Here is a 24788-nt window from a genome sequence, read left to right on the forward strand (position 1 = left end):
TACACCAGTCCTGAGGCAAGCTTAGCCAAAAGCTCAGGATTAGCCTTGCTAATTATCAACACCAATGTGGCCGCGCTGATGGTGCAGCGCAATCTGGAAAAAACACAGACGGCGCTGAATACCTCTCTTCAGCGCTTATCATCCGGCTTGCGTATCAATAGCGCCAAAGATGATCCGGCAGGGCTGTTAATCACTGAAAGAATGAGCGCCAAAATCCGGGGCTTAACGCAGGCAAGGCAAAATGCCAGCGATGCGATTTCGATGGCGCAAACTGGCGAAGGCGCGCTCACCCAGCAGATCGATATTTTGCAGCGCATACGAGAATTGGCGGTGCAATCGGCCAATGCCAGCAACTCGGCATCGGACCGGCGGGCGATGAATGCGGAAGTGACTCAGCTGCTTGAGGAGCTGGACCGCATCGCCCGGGACACCGAATTTAACGGTCAAAAGTTGTTCGATGGCTCATCCTCCATCATGTCTTATCAGATTGGCCCCAATGCCGGGAACACCCTGAGCACCCGTTTAAACAATCTGCGTACCGATCAATATGGCGCTTACACCATCGGCAGCAGCACGCCCGCACGGAGCGAGGCCAGCACCGGCACGCTCAGCTACACCGATGGCATGACAGGTACGATCAGCACCGTCAGTGGCGCCGTGTTCAGCAGTGGCACACTGCAACTCAACGGGCGCAGCATCAGCTTAAATGAGGCGGATTCGGCCCGAACTATTGCGGCCAAAATCAATCAGGCCAACACCGGCGTCACGGCCAGCGCCCGCACTGAAACAATTTTATCGCTGGGTTCGGGCAGCTATGCATTAACCGTGGCATCCAAATCCAGCAACTTTAGCGCCGTTAATTTTAATGTGGTGGATGCTAATAACAACGGCGTAATTGATCGCGATGAATACGCCAGCGCCATCAGCGCCTTTAATGCTAAATCATCAAAGACTGGTGTTCTGGCACAGCTGACCGAATTTAAAAACGCCAGCGGCAATGCGGCATGGGGAATTAAATTAAATAACAACGATGGCAATCATATTGTACTGGCATCCAACTCCGGTGCGGCCAGCGGCTTTGGTGCTGCAGTCTCGGTCTGGAATTACGACCCCGCCACATCCATGTGTAACAACCCGCGCATGACGGAATCCTTACTTGGCAGCCCGCCCTACAACTTATCCGGCTCAGGCAGTATCAGCTTTGCCGGGCAGGTGGCTTTAAACAGCAACACGGCTTATTCCTTACAGACCGACAGCACGCTGTCGGTCAGAAATGGCGTGTTTTATGACGGCAGCAGCAGCGGCACACTGCCCCCCGGCAGCACGCTCAGCCCCAGACTCAGCGCCGTTTCAGAACTGGATGTCTCCAGCGCCCAAAATGCAGCCTTGTCCATGATTATCGCCGATAAAGCGCTGGATACGCTCAATCAGCAGCGCTCCAGCCTTGGTGCATTTCAAAACCGCATTGCCTTTACCATTGCTTATATCGATAACAGCATAGAAACCACCAGCGCAGCCCGCAGCAGGATCAGGGATGCGGATATGGCCACAGAAATCGCTGCGTTTACCCGCTCGCAAATTCTGATGCAGGTTGGCAACGCCATGCTTGCCGCTGCCAATGCCGTACCAAATTTAATCCTGAGTTTATTGAAAAGCTTATAAGCACACCATAAAGCTGCAGCTCAAACCTGGATGCTTTCTAAAAAGAGTGCCCCTTAATTCAGAAACAACGGATTCATCAGCGCCTAGCCCAGCGTTAATATTAAATACATTGCAAAAGAACAGGGTTATACGTCAGTTTAAAAGCAGAGTGACCAACAACAACCCTCATACCGCCTGACGAATTAATTTCTTCAAGAATATGAAGTGCAATATAAAACGCTATACTGAAGGCAGACCATGATTCAGAGATTAAAAACAAGCGTATTACAAAACAGAGCCATCAGCAGCTGAAGGACATTCCATGAAACAAACAGAACAGACCCTGCTTGAGCAAATGCGGATCACTGATTTTGATATTGCCAATCGAAAAGAATTACTTTCACTGGATGAAGACGACTTCAAAAAATTACAAAATTTCCGTCCCATTATTGAAAGTAAAATTGATGCACTGGTTGATAAATTTTACCAATTACAAACTAATGTAGCCGAGATTTCATTATTAATTGGCGATGCAGACACTTTGGGACGCCTGCGCACAGCACAGCGGCGTTATGTACTGGATTTATTCAGCGGTCTTTATGATTTGGAATATGTAAATAACCGTTTGCGCATTGGCTTGGTGCATAAACGCATAGGCGTAGAGCCTAAACTCTATCTTTCTGCCATCAGCACCCTGAAAGCGCTGCTTCATGATGTTATTTACACATCACTCACTGAAGAAGCAGAGCGCCGTGCCACGCTGACGGCATTATCCAAACTCTTTTTATTTGACATTACCCTGGTCTTTGAAACTTACATCCGTAGTTTGGTTTCAGAAATTGAAATTTCAAGGGAAAAATCCGAATCCTACGCCAGTATTCTGGAAGAAAAAGTAAGAGATCGTACCTGTCAGCTCGAAGAAATGAGCCGAACCGATCCTCTGACTGGCTTACTTAATGTGCGCGGCCTTACAGAAACGCTTACTCGAATTCTACGCTCTGCACAGCGCCGCGCAGAGCCTGTTTCCATTGTCTACCTGGATATCAATAACTTTAAACTGATTAATGACAATAAAGGCCATCAATACGGTGATGAAGTCTTGCGCGCAGTTGGCCATGCTATCAGCGCCATTGCACGAATGGAGGACTGCTGCTTTCGATATGGAGGGGATGAGTTTTGCTTAATTTTGCCCAATTGCTTCTTACAGCAAGCAACCGATACTTATGTTCATCGTTTAAACGGCGAAATTAGCCAGCGCTTAGACAACATCACACTCAGTGCAGGCATTGTGCAGGCGGGGCCTGTATCCTACGAAGAGCCAGAGGCACTCATTCGGATAGCCGACGACAGAATGTACCAGGCAAAAAAAGAATTCAAGACTCAGCACTCTTTATAAAACAGCCTTGGATTAAATATAAGAAAATCATCATAAAGATTAATAAATCACAAATGAGCCATCACAAACAACGTATTGGCCCTATTCTTTTTATTTAACAGTGTATTTATCAAGCCGATTATTTTTTCTTACATCAAAAACTTACTTCTTTAAATGCAGACCCGCCGCCATCCCCGTGTCATAAGCATTGAAACGCACATTTTAAATTCAGCAAAATCAATTCAATCCATTTTCACCTTCCCCCTTGCCTCAACACACCGTGACCCGCATCATAAAAATGACTTTCCCTTGTTTTAATTGTTAACAATTAACAAAACAGCTAAAAACCGGCAGATGCCAATTAAAAATAAGCGCAATTCGCCACATTTCTTGATATCGCGCACACTCTTTATCAAATCCCTATTTTATGATTGCTCTGACATAAACACCTGCGGATGCCGACCATGCTCGACCTCTCAACCTTTTTTCTTGGACGCCCCCTGACCGCACCGCTCATGAACGCGTCCGGCGTTTGGTGCAATGTAAACAGTCAGCTTCATGCGCTCGCAGAGAGTGAAGCTGGCGCAATGGTTACAAAAAGCTGCACCTTATTGCGCCGTGATGGCAACCCTGAGCCCCGCTACCATACCCTGACCATGGGCAGCATTAACTCTATGGGGCTGCCCAATGAAGGGCATCAATATTATCTGGATTATGCCGAGCGGCATGATTATGAAAACAAACCACTTTTCTTTTCTGTGGCCGGATTAACGCTGGACGACAATTTAACCATTGTTGCGCAAATACAAGATGCCTATACCCCCGCATTATTAGAGCTCAATTTAAGCTGCCCTAATGTGCCGGGTAAAGCGCAAATTGCTTACGATTTTGATGCACTCGATGTTATTCTGGCAGAAATCAGCTCGGCTTATTCACGCCCATTTGGAGTGAAGCTTCCGCCCTATTTTGATATTGCGCATTTTGATGAAGTGGCTGATATCCTGAACCGCTATGAAAAAGTCAATTTCATTACCTGCATTAATTCAATTGGTAATGGCCTGATGATTGATATGGAAAGCGAAACCGTACTGATCAAACCCAAACAAGGCTTTGGTGGTATAGGCGGGGAATACGTTTTACCTACAGCACTGGCCAATGTAAACGCGTTTCACCAGCGCTGCCCTAAAAAATCAATTATTGGCTGCGGGGGTGTCAATACCGGTGAACATGTCTTTATGCATTTATTAGCGGGTGCAAGTATTGTGCAGGTAGGCACCGCTCTGTATGAGCAGGGGCCGGACATTTTTGTGCGCCTGAAAGCAGAGCTGGCCCAGATCATGCAAGAAAAAGGGTACAAAACAATCCGGGAATTTCAGGGTAAATTAAAGACACTTTAAACAGCCGTGTAATAGATTTCCCTATCAGGTATTCTATCCATATACGCCTGCCTCTTTACCAGAGCATCATCATCAACCACTGTAAATCTGCAGTAACTTATCAATGGGTCAGCGCAGTCAAACACTTGGCTGCGCCCCAGTCTGGAGAAAGGCATGCTTAATCAATGCGTTAAAACGGGTCTTACCCTTACCCTTATTTGTGCCGCTTTTACTGCCAATGCAGCAGACAAACTTCCAAATGTCATGATCCTTGCAACAGGCGGCACCATTGCAGGTACGGGTGCAACCAGCACCACAACTGTGGGTTACACCGCAGCTAAAATTGGTGTGGAACGCCTGATTGAAGCCGTGCCCGAATTGCAAAAAGTAGCGCAGGTAAAAGGCGAGCAAGTTTTCCAGATCGCCAGCGAAAACATGAGCAATGAGCACTGGCTGAAGCTTGCCAAACGCGTAAATGAAGTACTGAAAAAATCCGATGTAGACGGCGTGGTTATTACCCACGGTACTGATACCATCGAAGAAACCGCTTATTTTCTGAATCTGGTTGTTAAAAGCAAAAAACCTGTGGTGATCGTTGGTGCAATGCGCCCTGCCACAGCGATCAGCGCTGACGGCCCGATCAACCTTTATAATGCAGTGGCACTGGCAGGCAGCAAAGAAGCCGTTGGCCAGGGTGTCCTGGTTTCGCTGAATGATGAAATTCAGGGCGCACGCGATGTCACCAAAACCAACACCATGACAGGCAATACCTTCAGAGCGCCGGAGCTGGGCAGCCTGGGTTATATGGTATCGGGCCAGGCCAAGTTTTACCGCAGCAGCACCCGTAAGCACACCAGTGAAACCGAATTCGATATAAGTAAGCTGGAAACCCTGCCTGCTGTGGATATTGCTTACGGCTCAGCCAATGCCAACACCCTTGCAATTGATGCCTTTGCCGCTGCTGGCGATGTGGGTATTGTTTATGCAGGCACAGGGGATGGCAGTTTATCCACTCCGGTTCGCACCCGCCTGACCGAGCTGCGTCAGAAAGGCATCCACATTAATCGCTCATCCCGCGTGGGCAATGGCCCGACTGTACGTGGCGGCGAGAATGACGATGACAAAACCGACTTCACCGTATCTGATACCCTCACCCCACAAAAAGCCCGCATCCTGCTGATGCTGGCGCTGACTAAAACCAAAGACAGCAAAGAAATTCAACGCATGTTCTACACTTACTAAGCAAACAGCATCTGCTGCATTTAATGCAGCAAAGCGTGTTTCTGAGTATAAAAATGCGGCCTTTAAGGCCGCATTTTTTATGGTAAAGAATGAAACCATCCGATTATAAAATTACAAATTAAATAAACCGGCATGATGCACTAAGATCAATCAGGACAACGATTGAGGTATGCAGCCATGATCAGTAAAACAGGTTTGTTTGCAATAGGATTGGCGGCAGGTTCAGCCTTTGCCTGTAATGGCACAATCACACCTGACAGCTTACCTGTCAACAATCCTGATATTCATGGCGTAGCGGTTTTTTTGCCCGAAATTTTAGAAAATGCGGAGACCGGCCCTTTCCCTGATTTATTAAAAACCGTCAATAAATATTATCCTGAAGGCAAGATCAGCATCAGCATCGAGCCGGTAAAACGGGTTTATCTTGATACCAATAATAAAAATGCCGACTTTCGATTCCCAATTATGAAAATAAGCGAAGGCGCAGATAACTTCACGCCCTATCAGTTTTCAAAAGAAATGCTGGGAAAGGTCAGTTTTGTGCTTTATACATTCAGCAAAAAACCACTGACTAAAGAAGATATTTTAAAAGTATCCAACCTCGCCAAATATTCAATTGAAGCGCCACCCGTTAATTGGGGCTTTTCAACTAAAAGCGTCGTTAATTTAGAACAATCACTCAAAAAACTAAATGCCGGGCGAATTGATGCGCTCATCTGGGCGCAGGAAGAAGCTGATTACCTTATTAAAAAATTCAAACTCAATCAAATCCGCCGCGCACATTTTGATGATTATCCGGATGTGCTGTTTTTATCCTGCAATCAGCGGGGCGATTTTGTAAACAATGCATTAAGCAAAGCCATCTCGGCAGCCCGCGCCAGCGGTGAATTGCAAAAAGCCTATATCAAAGTCCACAAGCCCTACCAGGACTGGCAGCCCTGGTCTGCAAAAAGCACCCCATAGTTATTTTAATAAATCACTTTGCAAAAATGCATGTAATGCCTGCACCGCCGGGATTTCCAAAGCTTGCGCTGCATAGCACAAGCCCACACGCCGCGTTAAATAGGGGCCAGAGAGGGGGCGAATACAGATCCGGGGATGATCCACCAGCAAGGATTCAGGCAAGAGCGCCACTCCTAAGCCTGCAGCAACCATACGGGCAGCCAAGGTAAGGCTTCCCGCCTGCGCCGCAAAGCTCAGCCCCAGGCTGTTTTCCCCATGTAAAGCCAATAGCCTTTGATGTGATGAATGCGTCGGGCAGCTAATCCACCCGACTTGCGTCAAATGTGCCATTTCCAGCAAAGGCTCTGCCAGCAAGGGATGCCCGCCAGGCAGCGCCAAAACAAAGGCTTCTTCCCACAACGGCAAAAACAGCTCATCTTCACAGCGAGACTCCTCCGCAGCCAGCCTGGCATCGCCACAGCAACCGGCCTGAATATTGAGCAAGATGGCCGATGAAGCTTGCGCCGCTTTGCTCAGAAAACGCTCAATCTGGCTCTCCCCCAAATCATCATCAATTCCCAGCTCCAGCGGCATGCGCTGCTGACGCTGACGAAACTGCCCGCTGAGCGCCGCAGCCTGATCAACCAGACGCCGTGCTTGCGGATATAAAAGCCGCGCCTCTTCAGTAGCCTCTACACCGCGTGCTTGCCGAATAAACAGCACCGCGCCCAGATCGTCTTCCAACTGGCGCAAGGTGGCAGATAAAGTAGGCTGGCTAAGGTATAAGCGCTGAGCGGCCTGCGTAATATTGCGTTCTTCAAACACCACAATAAACGCTTTAAGTTGACGGATATCCATAGAAAATGCCGATGGCAGAAAGAGGAATTAAGTATTTTTCATTCTAACAGGCCCTGACTAAACTAGCGTCATTCCATAACTTACCAAGCCATACCATCCAATCACAGAAGATAATTGGGCAGTACCAGCAAGGAAGCCATCTACTTTACCGATACGAGGCAAGATATGACAAAAGCTCTGATTATTATTACCGGCGCAAGCTCCGGCATTGGTGCGGCCACGGCACGCTTACTCTCCAGCCAGGGGCACCCGCTCTTATTACTGGCACGTCGTCTGGACCGCCTGCAAGCATTAAATCTGCCCAATACCCTGTGTAAAGCGGTGGATATTACCGATCGCGCCGCGCTGCTGGCTGCAGTGCAAGAAGCTGAAACACAGTTTGGCCCGGCAGATGGCATTATTAATAATGCAGGCATGATGTTACTGGGTGAAATGAGCAAGCAAAACCCGGCAGAATGGGACAGCATGTTTGATATCAACGTGAAAGGCCTGCTCAATGGCATTCATGCGGTGCTGGCAGGCATGGTGGCACGCAAGCACGGCACCATTATCAATATCAGCTCGATTGCTGGCCGTAAAACTTTCCCCAGCCATGTAGCCTATTGCGGCAGTAAGTTTGCTGTACATGCAATTTCAGAAAACCTGCGTGAAGAAGTGGCCGGCAGCGATGTGCGCGTCATTACCATTGCACCGGGTGCCGTTGAAACCGAGCTGCTCAGTCATACAACGGATGAAGCGATCAAGGCCGGTTACGAAGAATGGAAAGACGGCATGGGCGGCGTACTGGCCGCAACAGATATCGCCCAAGCAATCAGCTACGCTTATCATCAGCCACAAAATGTGTGTGTGCGGGAAATTGTATTAGCAGCAACACGCCAGCCTGCGTAAATGAATCGCGGTTTCAAAACTAAAGGCCACTACCTTATCAAGGGTACAAAATAGATAAGCTATAAAAAATAATGGCCGAATTTATCTTAAATTGGGCCATTATTTTCGCTTTATATTTTCGTATATATACGGCACTTTTAATTATATTAATGAAGTTTACTTCTGCATTCATGTGGCACCACGGCAAGCAGGCATTTTCACATCTCAAACCAAGGCTGAAGTATGTCTGCTATGGCGGATCTATTGATGCCAGCTTTTAAAATCAAAAGGCTGTTAGCCATCAGGTAGTGGCCTACATCAGACCTGATTACATCCTGCAGCCGTTAGCATCAATTCAATGCACTATTTTCTTTTAATGCCTGCGCCATAAAATCGACAAAGGCACGGATCTTGGCTGAACCATGCCGGCCTTCACGATGCACGATATGAATCGGTAAAGGTTTGGCCTCAAACTCGCCAAGCACGGTTTTTAATTCGCCACTTTGCAAGAGTCCAGCCACCTGGTACGACAATAAGCGGGTAATCCCCGCGCCATGGCGCACCGCGGCAATCGCACCGTCGTTACTCGTCACCGTTAGCCGCGGTTTGATGCGAATTGCCTTATTGGCGTCATCGTCGCCAAATTTCCATTCGATGGCCGGGCTGATGCTGCTGGCCGCCACAATTTGATGTTTGAGCAAATCATTCGGCGTATTGGGGATGCCAAACTGTGCCAAGTACTCGGGCGATGCACACAACACACGCCGCACTTGCCCCACCCGTATTGCCCGCATCGAACTATCTGGTAAGGGACCGATACGAATCCCCACATCCACACCTTCTTCCAGCATATTCACCACCCTGTCCAGAAACAGCGCCGACACGTCTACATCCGGATAACGCCGCAAGAATCCCACCACACTTGGCATCACAAACTGCTGACCAAACAAAACAGGCGCGGTGACCACCAAATGCCCACGCGGCTCCGCATTCACCCCAGCGGCAACTTCATCGGCCTCTTGCACTTCAGCCAAAATCCGCCGTGCATCATCCAGATAGCGCAAACCTGCATCGGTTGCCCGCACATAGCGCGTGGTCCGATTGAGTAACTTTACGCCCAGTTCTTCTTCTAATGCAGCGACTGCCCGCGTCACTGCCGGTGGCGACATGCCGAGTTTGCGCGCGCCGGCGGCAAAACTTTCTGTTTCTGCAACGGCGACATACACGCTCATCTGATGAAATCGATCCATGGCTTTTATTCCAAATTTAGCAACAATCTATTGTGATACATGAGCATTCTTCTCTCAAGTGGCATTCGGCACAATGCACTCATTCACTGGCAACACAGCGAACCACTAACTAAACAGGAAGCACATTATGAGCCGCATTAACGTCGTTACTACTGAAACTGCCACTGCCGAACAACAAGCATTGTTCGACGCAATTCACGCTCAATTGGGCATCGTACCGAACTTCTTAAAAGTGTTTGCCAATTCACCGGTGGCACTTCGTTCTTTCCTCGGCCTTCATGGCATCGCCAACGGCGGCAGCCTGGATTTGCAAACCCGCGAGCGTATCGCCCTGGCCTTGGCACAGCAAAACTCTTGCGAATATTGCTTATCCGCTCACACCGCGATTGGTAGCAAAGCCGGATTGAATGGCGATGAAATCGCCGCCAACCGTGCCGGCAACAGCCAGGATGCCAAAGCCGCCATCGCTGTGAAATTGGCGCGCTCACTGGCTGAACACAATGGTGACATCACTACTGCTGAACTGACCGAAGCGCGTAATGCCGGTTTTACTGATGGCGACATCGTCGAAATCATTACCCATGTCGGCATGAATATCCTGACCAATATTTTGGGCAAAGCGTCACGCCTTGAAATTGACTTCCCAAAAGTGACTCTCGCTTAATTTTTTTACCCATGCGGTGCAATGCCTCCCTGTACAGGAGCCGCTAAACAAACCACTCAATGAACCCAAAGGAATGAACATGTTTAATGTACGCAAATCCATCCTCGCTGCCGCTTTAATTTCAGGCTTTGCCACTTTCGCCGTCTTGCCAAGCACCGCCATGGCCTATGACGAAAATTCAACCGCCGCAATCAACGTTGATGCCCAAGGTGTGGGCTTGCAAGGTTTTGACCCCGTGGCTTATTTCACCGTGAAAGCGCCAACGCTTGGCAATGCAGCTTACACCGCTAGCCACAATGGCATCACTTACCACTTCGCCAGCAAAGGCAACCGTGACAAATTTACAGCCAATCCAGCGCATTACGCCCCCCGGTTCGGTGGCTTCTGCGCCATGGGCGTGGCACTGGATAAAAAGCTCGATGGTGACCCACAAGCTTGGAAAGTCGTCGACGGCAAGCTGTACCTGAACGTGAACAAAGAAGTACAGAAAAAATGGTTAGAAGATGTAGCTGGCAATTTGAAGAAAGCCAATATGGAATGGCCAGCGATCAAAGATAAAGCACCGAAAGATCTCTGATCAAACCATAAACAATGGGTATATCAGTCCAGGCATTTATTAAAAATATCTAGATTGATATACCCACACACAGCCCAAATGGGCAAAGGACATTCAATATGTCAGCCATCACGATGTATAGCACCCGCTCTTGCCCATTTTGTGTGCAAGCCGAAAACCTGCTGCAGCGTAAAGGTTTGGCGGTCAATAAAATTCTGGTCGATCAAAATCAGGACGATTTTGTCACCATGGTCGAACGAACCGCTCGCCGCTCGGTGCCACAGATCTTTGTTGGTAATCGCCATGTCGGTGGATTGACCGACTTAGTGGCCTTAGATCAATCGGGGCAGCTTGATGAATGGATCAAGGTGGTGGAACAGCATGAATCGGTGTGAAGCGAATTTTGCATTTGGGGTGAATAAACTGCGCTCACCCTATTCGGTCAAAGCAACGATGGATCGGATTAACGACGCGCTGCTGCGTAAAGGCGCGACCATTTTTGCGCGCATTGATCATGCCGCCGCAGCTTAGCAAAACGATTTGTCTTTGCCGGAGACCTGGTTACTCATTTTTGGCCATCCAAAATCAGGTACGCCATTGATGAATTCGGCCATTAGCGCGAGCTTGATTTACCGCTCAAGGTTTTGGCAACGATTGATTGTGAACAGCAGGTATGGCTTTTGTTGAATAACCCGCATTTTTTGCAGCTCCGTCATGGATTTCGCGAAAATTTACCCGCGCCGTTGCAAGAGATTGATCTTTTACTCGCCCAAGCATTAAAGGACTGAAAATGAACCCGAAAACTCTCATGTTAGCCAGTGCGATGACCGCAGTACTTGCCCTCGCTGCCCAGCCCACATTAGCTGCCGGCACCAGCAAGGAAAAATGCTTTGGTATCGCCAAAGCAGGAGGGAATGACTGTGCCGCCAATGGCCATTCCTGTGCTGGCATGGCTAAAAAAGCCAATGATGGCAAAGAATGGAAGCTGGTCGCCAAAGGCACATGTATCGACTTAAAAGGCTCGTTGAGCCCGATGTAAATTTGTTTTTGCTGTGATTCTCCTCCGTAGCCGACCCACTTGCCCCTGCAATTCAGCGCCTTTTAAGGCCTTTGATTTGCAGGGAATTTTTTAAGCCACAAAAGTGTAGGCCCCTGCCGTTTCCCCCAGCCAAGAACTCAAACCGATTCAAGGATATTGCCATGCCCTTATTGCTACGACTTCAGCGCTTCGCCGAGCTCAAACCACTGAACACACTCGCGCCTGCCGCCGATTTGCTGCTGCGCCTCTATATCGGCAAAGTATTTTTCCTCTCTGGCCTGACCAAAATTGCCGATTGGAATACAACCTTGTTTTTGTTTAACGACGAATATCACGTGCCATTGCTACCGCCGCAACTGGCCGCCATTGCTGGCACAGCAGGTGAACTGGCTTTGCCCGTGCTATTGATACTAGGGCTATTTACCCGCCTGTCAGCAGTCGGGCTGTTTGCACTCAACCTACTCGCGGTCGCCTCGTATTACCACGTTTTAAAAGACATTCCTGCCGCGCTGCAAGACCATCTGGAATGGGGCTTGATGATTTTCACCTTGGCCGCCGTGCCGCTGAGCCGTTGGAGTCTGGATACGTTTTTGCAGCGCCGTAGCGTTTAATGCAATTCCATACAATGCAACAATGGTTAAACATCGCCTCGGTTTGTCCGCCAGTCGGGCTACTGGCGGACAAAGCCATGTCGATTCACAAGATTTAGAATCAAGCCGATTCAATTCCATAAAACGCAATAATAAATTTTAAAATACAGCCATTCTTCCTTTTTATATTAATAGGCACAATGTACTCAATCTAATTAACTTGCCTTTGCCATGACACTCCGCCCTCTGCAACACCCCCAGACTCAACCTGGTGAAATCGCCATGCCCTTCGCGCCCAGCGTGGTATTGAATAATGGGCAACAGTGTATTCCGCAGCATTATTTGCGCTATCAACATACGCTGGACAGCATTACGCAGCTGGCCAGCCAAATCGAATTTGACCAACACACGCCGATTTTTGCAGGGCAAGATCATAGCGGCTTGTATATCCAAGCGGGACTGATTGGGCGTGAAAATTATGATCGCAGCAATACCCTGCGCCCGCATAAGCTGGTGTACGGCCGTAAATGGCGCATTGATTCAGATACCCCAACATCTGAAATCATTCAAACCGTTTTCCTCTCCATTAAAAAAGCCCGCGAGCATGAAGTACGCGAGCTGCTCACGCTGCGCAACCGTGCAGGAAAAACCAGCGCGGCGCTGAGTAATCATCACGATTTACCCTTGATGGGGCAGCAACGTACCCAACTCCTGCGCGCAGCACCAGTCATTGCCGACCCAGCGGCCTATATTCGCCAACAGCTCGCCGAACTGCGTTTTGCACAGCGGAAAATTGAACTGGTCAGCGTAGAGATACGATCCAATCAAAGTTACTTGATTGATTTACAACTCGGCGAAGCGCCGCTGGCCCGCAAGCTAGAAGGTGATTTTTGCGAGTTTGATCAGCTGGCCATCACGCTGATCCTGCGGCTGGATCAATTGCACCAATTGGCCTATGCACTGATGGACGAATTGATTGCCCACAGCGATCGCCATGTGGAGGAGCAATTTCGCTTTCAAGGTTATCCTCGCTTTAGTCGCAACAATGATTTAATGGTCATCGCCAATCTATCGTTGCAAACACGGCCCTATGCGCGAGATATGGCGAACACATCATTCGAGCGCATCTTTCGCGCCAGCAATTACGATGTCGATGCCTCGCGCGCACCCGCGTTGGGGAGCAGTGAATTGGGGCGGAAAAATCGCCAGTTAATCGATGGATTCACCGATCTGCTCGGCCATTTACCGCAAGGTTATTTAGCGGCATCGCCTGCTCATGCAGTAAAAACAGCATAGATTAATGTTATCTTTGATGACCATCCGCCGAGGATACATGCAGTGAAACAAACCATTCATCTCATCGCCATTTCTGGCAGCTTGCGCTCTGCGTCGTGTAACACGGCTTTGCTGCGTGCGGTACAGGCAGTAGCGCCAAGCCAGATCAAGGTGACGCTATTTGAGCAACTTGCCCAAGTGCCGCCGTTTAACCCGGATATCGACATCGAAACCGTGCCACTACTGGCACAATTACGCGACCAGATTATTGCTGCCGATGGCGTTTTACTCGCCAGTCCCGAATATGCTCATGGCGTGAGTGGGGTGATGAAAAATTTACTCGATTGGCTGGTCAATACGCCCGCATTCGTCAATAAACCTGTCGCAACGTTAAACGCCTCACCACGAGCGCATCATGCTTTTAATTCGATAAGAGAAACGCTGACGATGATGTCGGCGCAATGGCTGGAAGCGGCGTCAATTACCGTGCCAGTGATTGGCGAAACCACGACGACTGAGGCGATTTTGCGTAATCCACTGCTGTGTGCTGAGCTGCGCCAGGCGTTAACCGTATTTACCAAGTTGCAACTTGAAACTGTGGACTAGGCATATAAAGATTTGAGTATCTTGCTATAGCTCATGATTAAAATACCCTTTATGCCAATACCCTTACAAATCTATTCGACTTCAGCGGCTTAAAACAAAATTATTTCCGCTTTGGCGCCAGCCCCATATTATCAAGCCGCAGCAGCATTTCAGTTTTCCGTTCATTTTTGATGTGCTGCCACGGCAGATTTTCCTGTGCACCGATGAGTGCGTACAGCATATTAAGCGGCACGTTTGGCATTACCTGATGCAGCCGCGCATAAACATCAAACACATCGGCGGTGCGTAATTGCCCGGCAGGGTCGATACCGATTTTCGCCAGCATCTCACTGCTTTTTTGCCCCAGACCTTTGAGTTGACCGACGGTTTGTATTGGTCACCACTCCGGCATTGATGGGTCGCTTTCAAGCCAAGGATAGCCATGAATAACGCGGCATGGCTATGCCTATTCTGCTTTATGCCGCTTGCCAGATATCGGCTTTAAAGACCTCGTCCAGCTCGGTATGGGCCACGCTAGTGGTGTAGTTCGACATGATTTTCAAGCTGGTTCCCAAGATAACGTCAAACACGGTTTGCTGACTGTAGCCCGCGGCAATCAGGCTGGCGATCTCTTGCTGTGTTGGCCAGCCACGGCTGGTCACGACTTGAATCGTAAATTGGCGTAGCGTTTCAAGCTTGCTATCTGCAATCGGCGTGTTGTCGCGCAGCGCGCGAATTACATCGGCGGAGACTGCTGCTTTGGCAATCGTGGTGTGCGCCGCCATGCAATAGTCACAGTGATGCAGGCGATTGGCCGTCATCATAATAATTTGCTTCTCGGTTTCGCTTAAGCTGGTTTTATTAAAAATCTGCGTAAGTGCCAGATAGCCTTCCAGTAGCGCCGGCGATTCGGCCATATTGGCGAATAAATTGGGCACAAAGCCGTAGTTGGCTTTGGCATTATTCAGTAATGCACGGCTTTGTTCAGGGGCGGATTCGATGGTGTGAGTTTGAAAGGTAGTCATGTTATTCCCTTACTCATTAAGATTGAACGTTGATCACGATTTTGCCGAAATGCTGCGCGCTGGCGAGGTAATCAAATGCTGCGCTGGCTTGCTCGTAGGCAAATTCCTGATCAATCACAGGAGTGATTTGGTGTTGGCTAAGGAAGGCATTGAGCGTATTAAAATGCGCCACCGAGCCAACCAAAATGCCGTTGATGTGAGCGTTTTTAAATTGCAACGGCCATAGATTGGGCGTTGGGCCAAAGCCAGTTAGCACGCCGATTTGATGGATATGTCCGCCTGAGGCCAGCGCATTGATCGAGCGCGCATACGTATCGGGGCCGCCCAACTCCAGAATATGATCAACGCCGGCGCCGTCAGTCAGGGCGAGCGCGACTTCATCCCAATCGGCTTGCTGGCGATAGTTGATCGTTTGCCATGCGCCGAGTGTTCTGGCGCGAGCTAATTTTCCATCGGATGACGAAGTGATGATGACTTTGGCGCCTTGCGCCACGGCCAATTGCAACGCAAACAGCGCCACGCCACCCGTGCCCTGAATCAACACGGTTTCACCCGCTTGCAGTTGGCCGCGTTCAAACAGCGCATGCCACGCCGTCACGGCGGCGCAGGGCAAAGTTGCGGCTTGTTGCAAAGTGAGATGCGCAGGAATGGCAACAATGGCGTCTTGGTTCGCAACAATATGCTCAGCTAACACGCCGGCGGTTTGCGAACCGCCCAATGCACCTTGCAGATAATGTTGAGCTTGATATTTTCCGCCGAGCCAGTTGGAGAAAAAGTTAGCAGCGACCCGATCACCCACTTGCCATCGGCTTACTTTGCTACCAATTGCAATTACTGTTCCTGCAGCATCTGAAAGCGGAATTTGCCCCTCCACCGTATCCTGACCGGCATTACGCAATATCAGCAAATCACGATAATTGAGGCTCACCGCCCCAACCTGAATTAAAACCTGATCATCCTCCAGAGCAGACATTTGGCGTGGTAAGCACTGCAATTGAAAAGCATCGCCTTTACGCTGCAGTTGATAGTGGCTGCTGTGATTGGTTTGAGCGTCTTTCATCTTAAATCCTTATTTATGTATCGAACGATACAAAATATAATCGAGCTAAGATGACGTCGTCAATAAATTTGTAGTGACCACTATGGAAATAAAAAAATCGCGAGGGCGGCCCAGGGCATTCGATCGCACGCAAGCACTTGAATTAGCGCTGAAATTGTTCTGGGCTAAAGGCTATGAAGGAACGTCGCTGAGCGATCTGACTAACACGCTGGGCATTAATGCGCCTAGCCTCTATGCCGCATTTGAATCTAAACCCGCGCTGTATCGCGAATCGATCAATCTGTATCTGGCGCAGCAGTACAAGCGTATTGACGCTTTGCTCGCACAAGCGGCCACGGCGCGCATCGGGCTGGACGCAATGTTGCGCGAAGCCGCAGAGCAATTTACCACGCCCGATCAACCACCCGGCTGCCCAATTGCCAGCGGTGTATTGCGCTGTGCCGAGGCCAATGCGGCAATCGCCCAACTCACTGCGGAACACCGGCGAAACACGCGAACGATGATGTTGAAACGGCTACAACAAGGCCAGACAGAGGGCGACATTCCTGCAGAAATTGATCTGATCGCGCTCGCAGGTTTCTACGCTGGCATGATTCAGGGCATGTCAGTACAAGCAATTGATGGCGCTAGCCAAGCTGATTTGCTAAAGATGACCGATATTGCGATGCAGGCTTGGCCGAGTAGTACGCAGGCTACTGACATCCGCTGACATTCAATGCGCTCACAATGGGCTCAGTGCATTTCGCACTTGATGAATACAAGGGAAATTCAGCATGAGTCAAACGATGGAATTAGTCGTATTTCAATTAAAAACGGGTGTCAGTCACGCTGCATTTTTACACGCGAATGCGCAAGTCAATGCTTGGGTTAAAACCCGGCCCGGCTTTGTTTCACGGACACTAACGCACAATGAAGCGCTTTGGCATGATGTAGTTTTTTGGCAAGATGCCAATAGCGCACAATCGGCCTCAAAGCAATTTATGCTCGATTTAATTGCAAGTGATTTTATGGCGATGATTGAGCCAACTAGCGTACAAATGTCACATCACACGGTGCAAGCAACGAGTACCGCCACCATTTTTAATGGTTGTGAATTTTCGGTGTTTAACGCCAAAGAAGGCGTTTCAGATGAACAACTCATTGCGGCGAGTTTAAAAATGGAGCAAGCATTTTTACACAAGGAGCCAGGCTTTATTCATCATGCCTTACTGAAAGGGGATCATGGCGCATGGGCGGATACGGTTTTTACGCATTCCAAAAGCGCCGCCGAGCAAATCTGTCAAAACTTTATGAGTCATCCTGCTTGCCTTGAATATTTGCAACTGATTGAAGATGGCAGTGCCAGCCTGACATTCTGGAATCGCGCGCATTAGCCAAGATTGCGGCTTATTCAGCCCGTGTAAACTACTTCAATGAATATAGCGTAACGTCTTTTTATCTTGGTCAATTTGCTGCAAGGGCGGCGGATTGCGCTCACCGCGCAGCAAATGGCTGAGCAGATGCAAGGTGCACGCCTTTACCGAACCGCACTTGGCTGCCGCCACACAATTAGCCGAACAAAAAATCCGCGCCATTTTGCCGCCCAGCTTGCAGCGTCGCGCCGAGCAACAAATCTATCGCATCCCTTACCGAAAAAGATCAGCCTTTGCGTAATCGGCATGGCTTGATTCGCCGGGCGTGTGAGCAGCATTTCAAAATTAACCTGAGCTATTCCAACCACGCCAGCCAAGCCAGTCAGTGAATCGTTTGGCCTTTGGGCATTATCAGCTTGCATGGTTCATGGCTACTGCTGGCTTGATGTGAATTGCGGCAAGATTATCGAATGTTTCGTTTTGATCGTATCTTTGAACGCTCCATTTCAGAACAGTCCTTTCAAACTACTTATGAAATCAATTTACAGCATTACCTTACAAGTGGAACAGGTATATCAAGCCAGCAATTATTGCTTAATACCTTTGTGGATATACGTAGATTTAAACTTACATCGTAAGCGAATAATGTATCTTTTAGCCAATGCACGAGTGCAATTCTTGTTTGTATCAAAGCCTGTTTATAATGCAAATTTGCAATGCGATACTGCAACTCCACACCCAATCTATGGAGACTTGCAATGCATACTCAATCACAACTTTTTGGAAACAGCCTGTTACGCATCAGCTTTGGCATCATGTGGATTGCCCATGCATTACTCAAACTATTTGTATTTACCTTACCGGGCACCGCGCAGTATTTTGCAAGCATTGGCTTGCCAGCAAACCTTGCGTATCTGGTCTTTACGATGGAACTATTGGGCGGTACTGCGCTGGTACTCGGCATTTATGCGCGGCAAATTGCATTGCTGTTATTGCCGATCATGGCCGTGGCAACGTGGGTACATCTTCCCAATGGCTGGGTTCACACCAGCGCGGGTGGGGGCTGGGAATATCCATTATTTCTATGTTTGGTATCCATCGTTATTTATTTGCAGGCCGATGGTGTATTCACACTTAAACGCAGCGATCATTTTCTGCTTAACTGATTCTGACGTACATCGGCTAAGGCACGAAACAAATCAGTCCAGCTGAATGTTTTGCGCCAAATGACTAAACACCGTCGCAACGCGGCGCAGATGGCGGGATTCCGGGTGAGTGAGCAGCCAGAGATCGGTAGCACATTCATCCAGAACACCCGTTAATGGACGTAAATCAGGCCGCGATGCAGCTAAAAATGTCGGCACCAAACCAACCCCTATCCCGCGTTCAATCAACTCCATCACCGTAAGGATGCTGTTAACGCGATAGCGCGGCATCAGTTTGGGATAGTGTTTTTTTCGCCAAATCACGGATGGGTGATCTGGTAATGCATCGTCAGGGGCAATCCATGCAGCATGTTGACTCATGGCAGCAGTCAAATCCTGCCAGGGGCTGCTATTTGCCGCATACAGCGCTATTTTCAGGGTACCAAGGTGCTTGCCTACCAAATGCAGTGGTGGTTTGCGGGTGGCGCGAATAGCAATATCGGCATCGCGCCGGCTTAAATTGGCCAGCTCATTACCGGTATGCAAGTCAAAACTCAGCCGCGGATGGCGTGTTGCCAGCGTATTGAGCGCGGGAGCGACTAAACCATGCAAAATCGAATCGGTGGTGGTAATGCGGACGCTGCCAGCAACATCTTCGGGCTGCAATTGTGCCGCCGAGCGCGCTGATTCCAGCGCGATTTCAAGTTGCTCAGCGTGTCCCGCCAAAATTTGCGCCATTTCAGTTGGGAAATAGCCCGTTTTACTGCGCTCGAACATGCGTTGACCAAGGCCTTTTTCGATTCTTTGGATGGTACGAAACACGGTTGAGGCATCAACGGCCAGCCGTTCTGCCGCCGCAGCCAAGGTACCGCCCCGCGTAACAGCAAGTAAAAACTCCAGATCCTGGCTGCCTAAGTGATATTGTGATTTTGCATTCATGGCCTGCAACCTTGCTTATTTTCAGTGCAATTGCGCAAGTCTACACTAGCTTAAACCCTAAATAGCAAGGAAATTATCATGTCTCAGCCACTCACTTTAGTCAGTCATTTGCTATGCCCATACGTACAACGCGCTGCAATTGTTTTATTGGAAAAAGGCGTTTCTTTTCAGCGTAAAAATATTGATTTGGCCAATAAGCCAGAGTGGTTTTTAGCGATTTCACCTTTAGGTAAAGTGCCGGTCTTACAAGTAGGAGAGGTGGCTATTTTTGAGTCGGCGGTCATTTGTGAATATCTGGATGAAACCCATGCGCCGCACCTGCATCCGCAAGATCCATTACTGCGTGCTCAGCATCGCGGCTGGATGGAGTCAGGCTCGGCCATTCTGACTGATATTGCAGGATTTTATTCGGCCGGGGATGAAGCAGCATTGCAGCAAAAAGCCACACAACTGCAGCATAAATTCTCTCGAATCAACGCGGCACTGGGCAAAGGCCCGTTTTTCGGGGCTCAGGATTTCACCATGGTCGATGCGGTATTTGCGCCAATTTTCCGTTATTTGGATGCGTTTGATGCAATTGGATATACGGACCTGCTGGCAGGACACCAGCCGATTCAAGCATGGCGGCAAGCCTTAGCATCGCGCCCATCCGTCCAGCAAGCCGTGGTCGCAGAGTATCCGCAGTTGTTGAATACTTTTCTTAAAAACAGACACTCCGCGTTGAGCTTACGCATCAACGATATAGCATTGAGCAAAGATTGATCCCGCATTAAACAATGAGGATGTACATCTAAGCCGCACATTCAAATACACAAAAGAAAATACCTGAAGATATCAAGGAGTTCATTTGATTTATTCCACTAAGCGAAACAATAAATTCAAGATTGTGGTGATTCTCCATTGATGCTGACAAATGCATACTCATGACATCAGATTAATGTTTGCGTACGCAGAGGAGTTTCATCATGCCACGCGCTTTTGCCGCCATTACTTTTACCGACAGCGTCAAAGCTGCACAAACCCGTTATCACAGCCGTGAGAGTAACCGTGGCTTTGAGCTGGCTGAAGATACGCGCAGTGAGATGACGGAACGCGAAGCTGAGTTTATTGCAGCGCGCGATAGTTTTTATATGGCAACCGTCAGTGAAACGGGCTGGCCCTATGTGCAGCATCGCGGCGGGCCGGCGGGCTTTCTGAAAGTACTGGATGCCAATACGCTGGGCTTTGCCGATTTTCGCGGTAATGTGCAGTATTTATCAGTCGGCAATCTGAATGCCAACGATAAAGTCTCGATCATCCTGATGGATTATGCCAACCGTCGTCGTCTCAAAATCTGGGGACGGGTACGCATTGTGCACGAGTTAGAAAATCCCGAACTCATCGCCGCACTGGAAGATCCGGCCTGCCGCGCTCGCATCGAACGGGCAATGGTGATTACGGTTGAGGCTTGGGACTGGAATTGCCCACAGCACATTACACCTCGCTACACCGATGCCGATATTGAGCAACTGATCGCGCCGCTACAAGCCGAACTGAAAGCATTGCAGGCCAAACCTGCTGCATCTGCACCAATCACAAAATTGGGCGAAGGCGCGCTGGAACTGGTCATTAGCGGTATTCGCCAACTCACACCACAAGTGCGTGCGTATGAATTGCGCCACCCGGCAGGTGAAGATTTGCCTGCTGTCACTGCCGGTTCGCACCTGAAAGTGCCAGTGATATTGAAAAATGGCCAAACCAGCGTGCGCAATTATTCCATCGCCTCCAATCCTGCCCGCCGCGATATCTACGAGATTGCGGTGCTACGACAAGACCATGGTGATGGCGGATCAAGCTTTGTACATCAGCATTATCAACTGGGAATGACGCTGCATTGCGGCCTCCCACAGAATAATTTCACCTTGGTTGAAAGTGATGCACCGGCGATTCTGATTGCGGGTGGCATTGGCATTACGCCGATAAAAGCCATGGCACAAACGCTTAAAGCACAAGGTCGTGCATTTCATTTGCACTATGCCGCCCGCAGCCGCCGCGAGATGGCCTATGGCGATCGTTTGCTGCGCGATTTGGCGGGGCAAATTACGCGTTATTTTCAAGATGAAGGCCAAATCCCCGATATTGCCCAAATACTGAAATCGGCCAGCGATACATCCCCTGTGTATGTGTGCGGGCCTTCCGGTTTAATGGGCGCTGTGCAAGAGACTGCCGCCCTGCTCAATATGGCCGCCGGGCGAATTCATTTCGAGCGTTTTGCAGCTGCACCGCAGGCAAGCAACACGCCGTTTGAAGTGGTACTGCGCCGCTCGCAACGGATTATTCCGGTTGCAGCCGATCAAACCGTATTAGCCGCAGTGCAAGCGGCCGGTATTGATACGCTATCGGATTGTGGCGTGGGCAACTGCGGCACCTGTGCAGTTAAAGTGCTGAGTGGCGAAGTCGACCATCGCGATAGCGCGCTGAATCAAAACGAGCGCGAACGCGCCGGGCTGATGTGTATTTGCGTGTCGCGGGCAACATCAGCGCGACTGGAGCTCGATTTGTAATTTCAATCATTCATACAGGAAAAATCATGATCAAACTCTATGAATTTGCCGCATCGGGCAATTGCCACAAAGTCAGGCTTTTACTGTCTTTGCTGGATATACCTTATGAATCCGTCATTGTGAATGGCGCGGCACGCGAACATAAATCGGCTGACTATCTGGCGATGAATCCGCTTGGCCAAGTTCCCGTGTTAATCGATGGCGATGTGATCTTGCGTGATAGCCAAGCGATTTTGGTCTATCTGGCGCGGCAATATGGCGCGGAACAAGCGGATTTCTGGTTACCGAACGAGCCTGCAGCTTTAGCACAAGTGGTCTCATGGCTGGCAACTGCCGCAAATGAAGTGACTCGCGGACCCAATGCACTACGTTTGCATCACAAATGGGGCCGCGCGATCAATCTCGTTGAAGCCGAAGCCATTACCGAACAACTCCTTACGATGCTCAATCAACACTTAGCACAATCTGCATGGTTAGCGGCCGCACATATCACCATCGCCGATATCGCCCTCTACCCTTATATCGCCCTCGCAACCGAAGGCAAAGCCGATCTGCGTGGCTTTCCGGCAATCGTGACTTGGATAAAGCAAATCCAAAAATTGCATGCTTACGTGAGCATGGCTGGCATCGACACTTATTAATTCAATTTTGATTAAGGATTAACCATGACCACCGAACTACGCCCACCACTCCCCCCATTCACCCGCGAGACGGCTGCGCAAAAAGTGCGCATGGCTGAAGATGGCTGGAATTCGCGCGACCCGCAACGCGTCGCCCTGGCCTATACGCCCGATACGATTTGGCGCAATCGCCATGAATTTCCGAGTGGCCGTGAACAGGTCATTGAATTTCTCACTCGCAAATGGGCGCGTGAAGTGGAATACCGTCTGATCAAAGAGCTATGGGCTCACGATGACAATCGAATTGCGGTGCGTTTTGCTTATGAATGGCTAGACCACAACGGCCAGTGGTTTCGCTCTTACGGCAATGAAAATTGGGAATTTAATACCCAAGGCTTGATGCATCGCCGCTTTGCCAGTATCAACGATTTAGCCATCGCAGAATCTGAACGACTATTTCATTGGCCCCAGGGTCGCCGGCCTGATCACCACCCAAGCTTAAGCGAGTTGGGTTTATAGCACATTGAATGCATAGCAACACTTGGGCAAACTGAGGCCAAACACTAAGGAAAACAGTGAAATGGAAGCCGCCGGTTTGAGGCTGAAGTAGCAATGGGAATACATCGGAATTTTTTCCATCGCCAGCGGGGCCACACGCGCCTGGGCAATCAGTACCCTGCCAGATTGCCACAAAAATTCAGCAGGCAAGCGGGCGGAATTTGAGAGCGTTATGTCTAAGTTTGCCAGGGCAAATCACAATGCCAATGCCGTAAAAAAAGCGAAAGCATTACACTTTCGCTTTTTTTCCAACATGCTTATTTAACGCGAATAACCTTTTGCCGGAACAATCACAAGGCCCGCCCGCTGCCCTATTTCAATATAAGGATTGGGAAAAATCATCCGGGCATCGTCTTCATCCACCACATGCTGAATGTCACCATCCTCGGCCAGCACAGTGCCAACTGGCAATGGCGTAAAGTTATCCATTTTGGCGTCAACACGTAAAACAAAAACATCGCTCTGCTTAATGATTTCGCGGGAAACTTTATACAGGCCAATGTGAGCCGGCACCCCATCATAATCAGGCAGCTCACCGCTGATTAAGCCCTCTAAATAGGACTGCATTTTACTTAAATCAATATGGGTATTTTGGCCAAAAGGCATGGCCCTCCCCAGCTCAACAGTAAATGCGGCTGCGCCACAATGCTGGCTGGAAAAAAACGAGAACGTTGTCGACGTTGTAGATTGCAACAGCACAGCATCCACACCTGCACAGGCAAGACGTGCAACCTGCAAAGGATCAAAATCGCGGCCATGCGGCGGCAGCGGATAAATGGCAAATTTTTCAATCAGTGAGCCATGAATCGCCGTATGCAGATCGTAATGCAAGCGGGGCTTGCCATCCTGGATCGACCTGGAGAAAAAACGCATCAGCTGCATTTCCAGCATAGCGGCCCGGCGGGCTTCATCACCATCATCCACATCCGGCAAACGGCAAAACAGGCGGTTCATATCCTGAGCCACACAGCGCACCCCCTGGCGCATTGCCTCTACATTACCAAACACAAAAAGCACCCGTGCGCGCACCCTGAGCTGGCCGTCAAGAATCTGACTAATCAGCTGATCCAGCAACTCTACAGGTGCCGTTTCATTGCCATGAATGCCGCAGCTCAAAACCACATCCAGCTGCCTGTCACCCGGATCTTTAGGCTCAAAGCGGATCACCCCTTCATCCATTACCTGCACATGCGTGCCATTGGGTAAACAATAGGGTAAGGAAATACAGGTTTTACCTGCAAGAACCTGCGCTAAAAAAGACGGTTCTATAGAAAAGTTACTCATTT

At 49.3% G+C, this 24788-nt stretch carries 28 protein-coding genes; 21 read left to right on the forward strand and 7 right to left on the reverse strand.

The window, feature by feature from the left end; translation table 11 throughout:
• Positions 1-45: 45 nt before the first annotated feature.
• The 5 genes from HA050_RS15535 to HA050_RS15555 all read left to right on the forward strand — a co-directional run bounded on the left by HA050_RS15535 (position 46) and on the right by HA050_RS15555 (position 6597).
• Positions 46-1662, forward strand: coding sequence for a flagellin N-terminal helical domain-containing protein (locus HA050_RS15535; protein ID WP_166828056.1), 1617 nt, complete (start codon positions 46-48; stop codon positions 1660-1662).
• 301 nt (positions 1663-1963) lie between these two features.
• Positions 1964-3037, forward strand: a complete 1074-nt coding sequence (locus HA050_RS15540; protein ID WP_166828059.1) for a diguanylate cyclase domain-containing protein — start codon at positions 1964-1966, stop codon at positions 3035-3037.
• 443 nt (positions 3038-3480) lie between these two features.
• Positions 3481-4413: a dihydroorotate oxidase gene (locus HA050_RS15545; protein ID WP_166828062.1), complete on the forward strand. Its 933-nt coding sequence runs from the start codon at positions 3481-3483 to the stop codon at positions 4411-4413.
• Positions 4414-4566: 153 nt separating this feature from the next.
• Positions 4567-5634: a type II asparaginase gene (locus tag HA050_RS15550; protein ID WP_166828064.1), complete on the forward strand. Its 1068-nt coding sequence runs from the start codon at positions 4567-4569 to the stop codon at positions 5632-5634.
• Between the two features lie 177 nt (positions 5635-5811).
• On the forward strand, positions 5812-6597 hold the full coding sequence (locus HA050_RS15555; protein ID WP_166828066.1) for a transporter substrate-binding domain-containing protein: 786 nt from the start codon (positions 5812-5814) through the stop codon (positions 6595-6597).
• Here HA050_RS15555 and HA050_RS15560 read toward each other — a convergent pair whose 3' ends face one another.
• Positions 6598-7434 carry a LysR family transcriptional regulator gene (locus tag HA050_RS15560; RefSeq protein ID WP_166828067.1) on the reverse strand — a complete coding sequence of 279 codons (837 nt, stop codon included), beginning with the start codon at positions 7432-7434 and terminating at the stop codon, positions 6598-6600. It lies immediately after the preceding gene.
• Between the two features lie 165 nt (positions 7435-7599).
• Here HA050_RS15560 and HA050_RS15565 point away from each other — a divergent pair, with 165 nt between their 5' ends.
• Entirely contained in the window at positions 7600-8322 is a 723-nt protein-coding gene (locus HA050_RS15565; protein ID WP_166828069.1) for an SDR family oxidoreductase, read from the forward strand.
• Between the two features lie 329 nt (positions 8323-8651).
• Here HA050_RS15565 and HA050_RS15570 read toward each other — a convergent pair whose 3' ends face one another.
• Positions 8652-9551, reverse strand: coding sequence for a LysR family transcriptional regulator (locus tag HA050_RS15570; protein ID WP_166828071.1), 900 nt, complete (start codon positions 9549-9551; stop codon positions 8652-8654).
• 127 nt (positions 9552-9678) lie between these two features.
• Here HA050_RS15570 and HA050_RS15575 point away from each other — a divergent pair, with 127 nt between their 5' ends.
• The 8 genes from HA050_RS15575 to HA050_RS15610 all read left to right on the forward strand — a co-directional run bounded on the left by HA050_RS15575 (position 9679) and on the right by HA050_RS15610 (position 14281).
• Complete coding sequence (locus HA050_RS15575; protein ID WP_166828073.1) at positions 9679-10215, forward strand: carboxymuconolactone decarboxylase family protein; 537 nt, start codon at positions 9679-9681, stop codon at positions 10213-10215.
• Between the two features lie 73 nt (positions 10216-10288).
• Entirely contained in the window at positions 10289-10792 is a 504-nt protein-coding gene (locus HA050_RS15580; protein ID WP_166828075.1) for a YHS domain-containing (seleno)protein, read from the forward strand.
• 98 nt (positions 10793-10890) lie between these two features.
• Positions 10891-11166 (forward strand): glutaredoxin 3, encoded by a 276-nt coding sequence (gene grxC, locus HA050_RS15585; RefSeq protein WP_166828078.1) that lies wholly within the window; start codon positions 10891-10893, stop codon positions 11164-11166.
• Positions 11153-11302, forward strand: a complete 150-nt coding sequence (locus tag HA050_RS15590; protein ID WP_166828081.1) for a DUF302 domain-containing protein — start codon at positions 11153-11155, stop codon at positions 11300-11302. Before grxC ends, HA050_RS15590 begins: the two co-directional genes overlap by 14 nt.
• A gap of 259 nt (positions 11303-11561) precedes the next feature.
• Positions 11562-11810: a BufA1 family periplasmic bufferin-type metallophore gene (locus HA050_RS15595; protein ID WP_166828084.1), complete on the forward strand. Its 249-nt coding sequence runs from the start codon at positions 11562-11564 to the stop codon at positions 11808-11810.
• A 161-nt stretch (positions 11811-11971) separates the two neighbouring features.
• Complete coding sequence (locus HA050_RS15600; protein WP_166828087.1) at positions 11972-12421, forward strand: DoxX family protein; 450 nt, start codon at positions 11972-11974, stop codon at positions 12419-12421.
• Positions 12422-12631: 210 nt separating this feature from the next.
• The gene (locus HA050_RS15605) at positions 12632-13696 is read left to right on the forward strand and encodes a hypothetical protein (RefSeq protein WP_166828090.1); all 1065 of its coding nucleotides are present in this window, start codon (positions 12632-12634) and stop codon (positions 13694-13696) included.
• A gap of 42 nt (positions 13697-13738) precedes the next feature.
• On the forward strand, positions 13739-14281 hold the full coding sequence (locus tag HA050_RS15610) for an NADPH-dependent FMN reductase (protein WP_205836462.1): 543 nt from the start codon (positions 13739-13741) through the stop codon (positions 14279-14281).
• 100 nt (positions 14282-14381) lie between these two features.
• Here the strand turns inward: HA050_RS15610 and HA050_RS15615 are convergent, their stop codons facing one another.
• The 3 genes from HA050_RS15615 to HA050_RS15625 all read right to left on the reverse strand — a co-directional run bounded on the left by HA050_RS15615 (position 14382) and on the right by HA050_RS15625 (position 16345).
• Entirely contained in the window at positions 14382-14654 is a 273-nt protein-coding gene (locus tag HA050_RS15615) for a TfoX/Sxy family DNA transformation protein (RefSeq protein ID WP_308418911.1), read from the reverse strand.
• 82 nt (positions 14655-14736) lie between these two features.
• The gene (locus tag HA050_RS15620; protein WP_166828096.1) at positions 14737-15285 is read right to left on the reverse strand and encodes a carboxymuconolactone decarboxylase family protein; all 549 of its coding nucleotides are present in this window, start codon (positions 15283-15285) and stop codon (positions 14737-14739) included.
• Between the two features lie 16 nt (positions 15286-15301).
• A complete protein-coding gene (locus tag HA050_RS15625) occupies positions 15302-16345 on the reverse strand; it encodes a zinc-dependent alcohol dehydrogenase family protein (protein WP_205836463.1) in 1044 nt (347 codons plus the stop codon).
• 82 nt (positions 16346-16427) lie between these two features.
• Here HA050_RS15625 and HA050_RS15630 point away from each other — a divergent pair, with 82 nt between their 5' ends.
• From HA050_RS15630 to HA050_RS15640, 3 genes are all read left to right on the forward strand, one after another.
• Positions 16428-17054: a TetR/AcrR family transcriptional regulator gene (locus tag HA050_RS15630; protein WP_240929111.1), complete on the forward strand. Its 627-nt coding sequence runs from the start codon at positions 16428-16430 to the stop codon at positions 17052-17054.
• 64 nt (positions 17055-17118) lie between these two features.
• The gene (locus tag HA050_RS21970; RefSeq protein ID WP_205836464.1) at positions 17119-17718 is read left to right on the forward strand and encodes a hypothetical protein; all 600 of its coding nucleotides are present in this window, start codon (positions 17119-17121) and stop codon (positions 17716-17718) included.
• Positions 17719-18455: 737 nt separating this feature from the next.
• Entirely contained in the window at positions 18456-18863 is a 408-nt protein-coding gene (locus HA050_RS15640; RefSeq protein WP_166828102.1) for a DoxX family protein, read from the forward strand.
• Between the two features lie 33 nt (positions 18864-18896).
• Here HA050_RS15640 and HA050_RS15645 read toward each other — a convergent pair whose 3' ends face one another.
• Positions 18897-19781 carry a LysR family transcriptional regulator gene (locus HA050_RS15645; RefSeq protein ID WP_166828105.1) on the reverse strand — a complete coding sequence of 295 codons (885 nt, stop codon included), beginning with the start codon at positions 19779-19781 and terminating at the stop codon, positions 18897-18899.
• Between the two features lie 78 nt (positions 19782-19859).
• Here HA050_RS15645 and HA050_RS15650 point away from each other — a divergent pair, with 78 nt between their 5' ends.
• The 4 genes from HA050_RS15650 (at position 19860) to HA050_RS15665 (ending at position 23463) form a co-directional block, all read left to right on the forward strand.
• A complete protein-coding gene (locus HA050_RS15650) occupies positions 19860-20543 on the forward strand; it encodes a glutathione S-transferase family protein (RefSeq protein ID WP_166828108.1) in 684 nt (227 codons plus the stop codon).
• Between the two features lie 203 nt (positions 20544-20746).
• A complete protein-coding gene (locus HA050_RS15655) occupies positions 20747-22324 on the forward strand; it encodes a 2Fe-2S iron-sulfur cluster-binding protein (RefSeq protein WP_166828111.1) in 1578 nt (525 codons plus the stop codon).
• A 26-nt stretch (positions 22325-22350) separates the two neighbouring features.
• The gene (locus tag HA050_RS15660) at positions 22351-22965 is read left to right on the forward strand and encodes a glutathione S-transferase family protein (RefSeq protein WP_166828114.1); all 615 of its coding nucleotides are present in this window, start codon (positions 22351-22353) and stop codon (positions 22963-22965) included.
• A 24-nt stretch (positions 22966-22989) separates the two neighbouring features.
• The gene (locus HA050_RS15665; protein ID WP_166828117.1) at positions 22990-23463 is read left to right on the forward strand and encodes a nuclear transport factor 2 family protein; all 474 of its coding nucleotides are present in this window, start codon (positions 22990-22992) and stop codon (positions 23461-23463) included.
• A 300-nt stretch (positions 23464-23763) separates the two neighbouring features.
• On the opposite strand, the gene astE is transcribed toward HA050_RS15665, so the two are convergent.
• A complete protein-coding gene (gene astE, locus HA050_RS15670; RefSeq protein WP_166828120.1) occupies positions 23764-24786 on the reverse strand; it encodes a succinylglutamate desuccinylase in 1023 nt (340 codons plus the stop codon).
• Positions 24787-24788 lie beyond the last annotated feature (2 nt).

This window comes from Iodobacter violaceini (assembly GCF_011601265.1).
In the GTDB taxonomy this organism is placed as follows: Bacteria; Pseudomonadota; Gammaproteobacteria; order Burkholderiales; family Chitinibacteraceae; genus Iodobacter; species Iodobacter violaceini.

Excerpts from the sequence above, each read along its gene's own strand:
- HA050_RS15580 (WP_166828075.1), top strand. The coding sequence starts at position 10,289 with ATGAACATGTTTAATGTACGCAAATCCATCCTCGCTGCCGCTTTAATT.
- HA050_RS15630 (WP_240929111.1), top strand. The coding sequence starts at position 16,428 with ATGGAAATAAAAAAATCGCGAGGGCGGCCCAGGGCATTCGATCGCACG.
- HA050_RS15625 (WP_205836463.1), bottom strand. The coding sequence starts at position 16,345 with ATGAAAGACGCTCAAACCAATCACAGCAGCCACTATCAACTGCAGCGT.
- HA050_RS15550 (WP_166828064.1), top strand. The coding sequence starts at position 4,567 with ATGCTTAATCAATGCGTTAAAACGGGTCTTACCCTTACCCTTATTTGT.
- grxC (WP_166828078.1), top strand. The coding sequence starts at position 10,891 with ATGTCAGCCATCACGATGTATAGCACCCGCTCTTGCCCATTTTGTGTG.
- HA050_RS15590 (WP_166828081.1), top strand. The coding sequence starts at position 11,153 with ATGAATCGGTGTGAAGCGAATTTTGCATTTGGGGTGAATAAACTGCGC.
- HA050_RS21970 (WP_205836464.1), top strand. The coding sequence starts at position 17,119 with ATGAGTCAAACGATGGAATTAGTCGTATTTCAATTAAAAACGGGTGTC.
- HA050_RS15555 (WP_166828066.1), top strand. The coding sequence starts at position 5,812 with ATGATCAGTAAAACAGGTTTGTTTGCAATAGGATTGGCGGCAGGTTCA.
- HA050_RS15575 (WP_166828073.1), top strand. The coding sequence starts at position 9,679 with ATGAGCCGCATTAACGTCGTTACTACTGAAACTGCCACTGCCGAACAA.
- HA050_RS15655 (WP_166828111.1), top strand. The coding sequence starts at position 20,747 with ATGCCACGCGCTTTTGCCGCCATTACTTTTACCGACAGCGTCAAAGCT.
- HA050_RS15600 (WP_166828087.1), top strand. The coding sequence starts at position 11,972 with ATGCCCTTATTGCTACGACTTCAGCGCTTCGCCGAGCTCAAACCACTG.
- HA050_RS15540 (WP_166828059.1), top strand. The coding sequence starts at position 1,964 with ATGAAACAAACAGAACAGACCCTGCTTGAGCAAATGCGGATCACTGAT.
- HA050_RS15570 (WP_166828071.1), bottom strand. The coding sequence starts at position 9,551 with ATGGATCGATTTCATCAGATGAGCGTGTATGTCGCCGTTGCAGAAACA.
- astE (WP_166828120.1), bottom strand. The coding sequence starts at position 24,786 with ATGAGTAACTTTTCTATAGAACCGTCTTTTTTAGCGCAGGTTCTTGCA.
- HA050_RS15605 (WP_166828090.1), top strand. The coding sequence starts at position 12,632 with ATGACACTCCGCCCTCTGCAACACCCCCAGACTCAACCTGGTGAAATC.
- HA050_RS15645 (WP_166828105.1), bottom strand. The coding sequence starts at position 19,781 with ATGAATGCAAAATCACAATATCACTTAGGCAGCCAGGATCTGGAGTTT.
- HA050_RS15640 (WP_166828102.1), top strand. The coding sequence starts at position 18,456 with ATGCATACTCAATCACAACTTTTTGGAAACAGCCTGTTACGCATCAGC.
- HA050_RS15595 (WP_166828084.1), top strand. The coding sequence starts at position 11,562 with ATGAACCCGAAAACTCTCATGTTAGCCAGTGCGATGACCGCAGTACTT.
- HA050_RS15560 (WP_166828067.1), bottom strand. The coding sequence starts at position 7,434 with ATGGATATCCGTCAACTTAAAGCGTTTATTGTGGTGTTTGAAGAACGC.
- HA050_RS15565 (WP_166828069.1), top strand. The coding sequence starts at position 7,600 with ATGACAAAAGCTCTGATTATTATTACCGGCGCAAGCTCCGGCATTGGT.
- HA050_RS15660 (WP_166828114.1), top strand. The coding sequence starts at position 22,351 with ATGATCAAACTCTATGAATTTGCCGCATCGGGCAATTGCCACAAAGTC.
- HA050_RS15650 (WP_166828108.1), top strand. The coding sequence starts at position 19,860 with ATGTCTCAGCCACTCACTTTAGTCAGTCATTTGCTATGCCCATACGTA.
- HA050_RS15620 (WP_166828096.1), bottom strand. The coding sequence starts at position 15,285 with ATGACTACCTTTCAAACTCACACCATCGAATCCGCCCCTGAACAAAGC.
- HA050_RS15665 (WP_166828117.1), top strand. The coding sequence starts at position 22,990 with ATGACCACCGAACTACGCCCACCACTCCCCCCATTCACCCGCGAGACG.
- HA050_RS15545 (WP_166828062.1), top strand. The coding sequence starts at position 3,481 with ATGCTCGACCTCTCAACCTTTTTTCTTGGACGCCCCCTGACCGCACCG.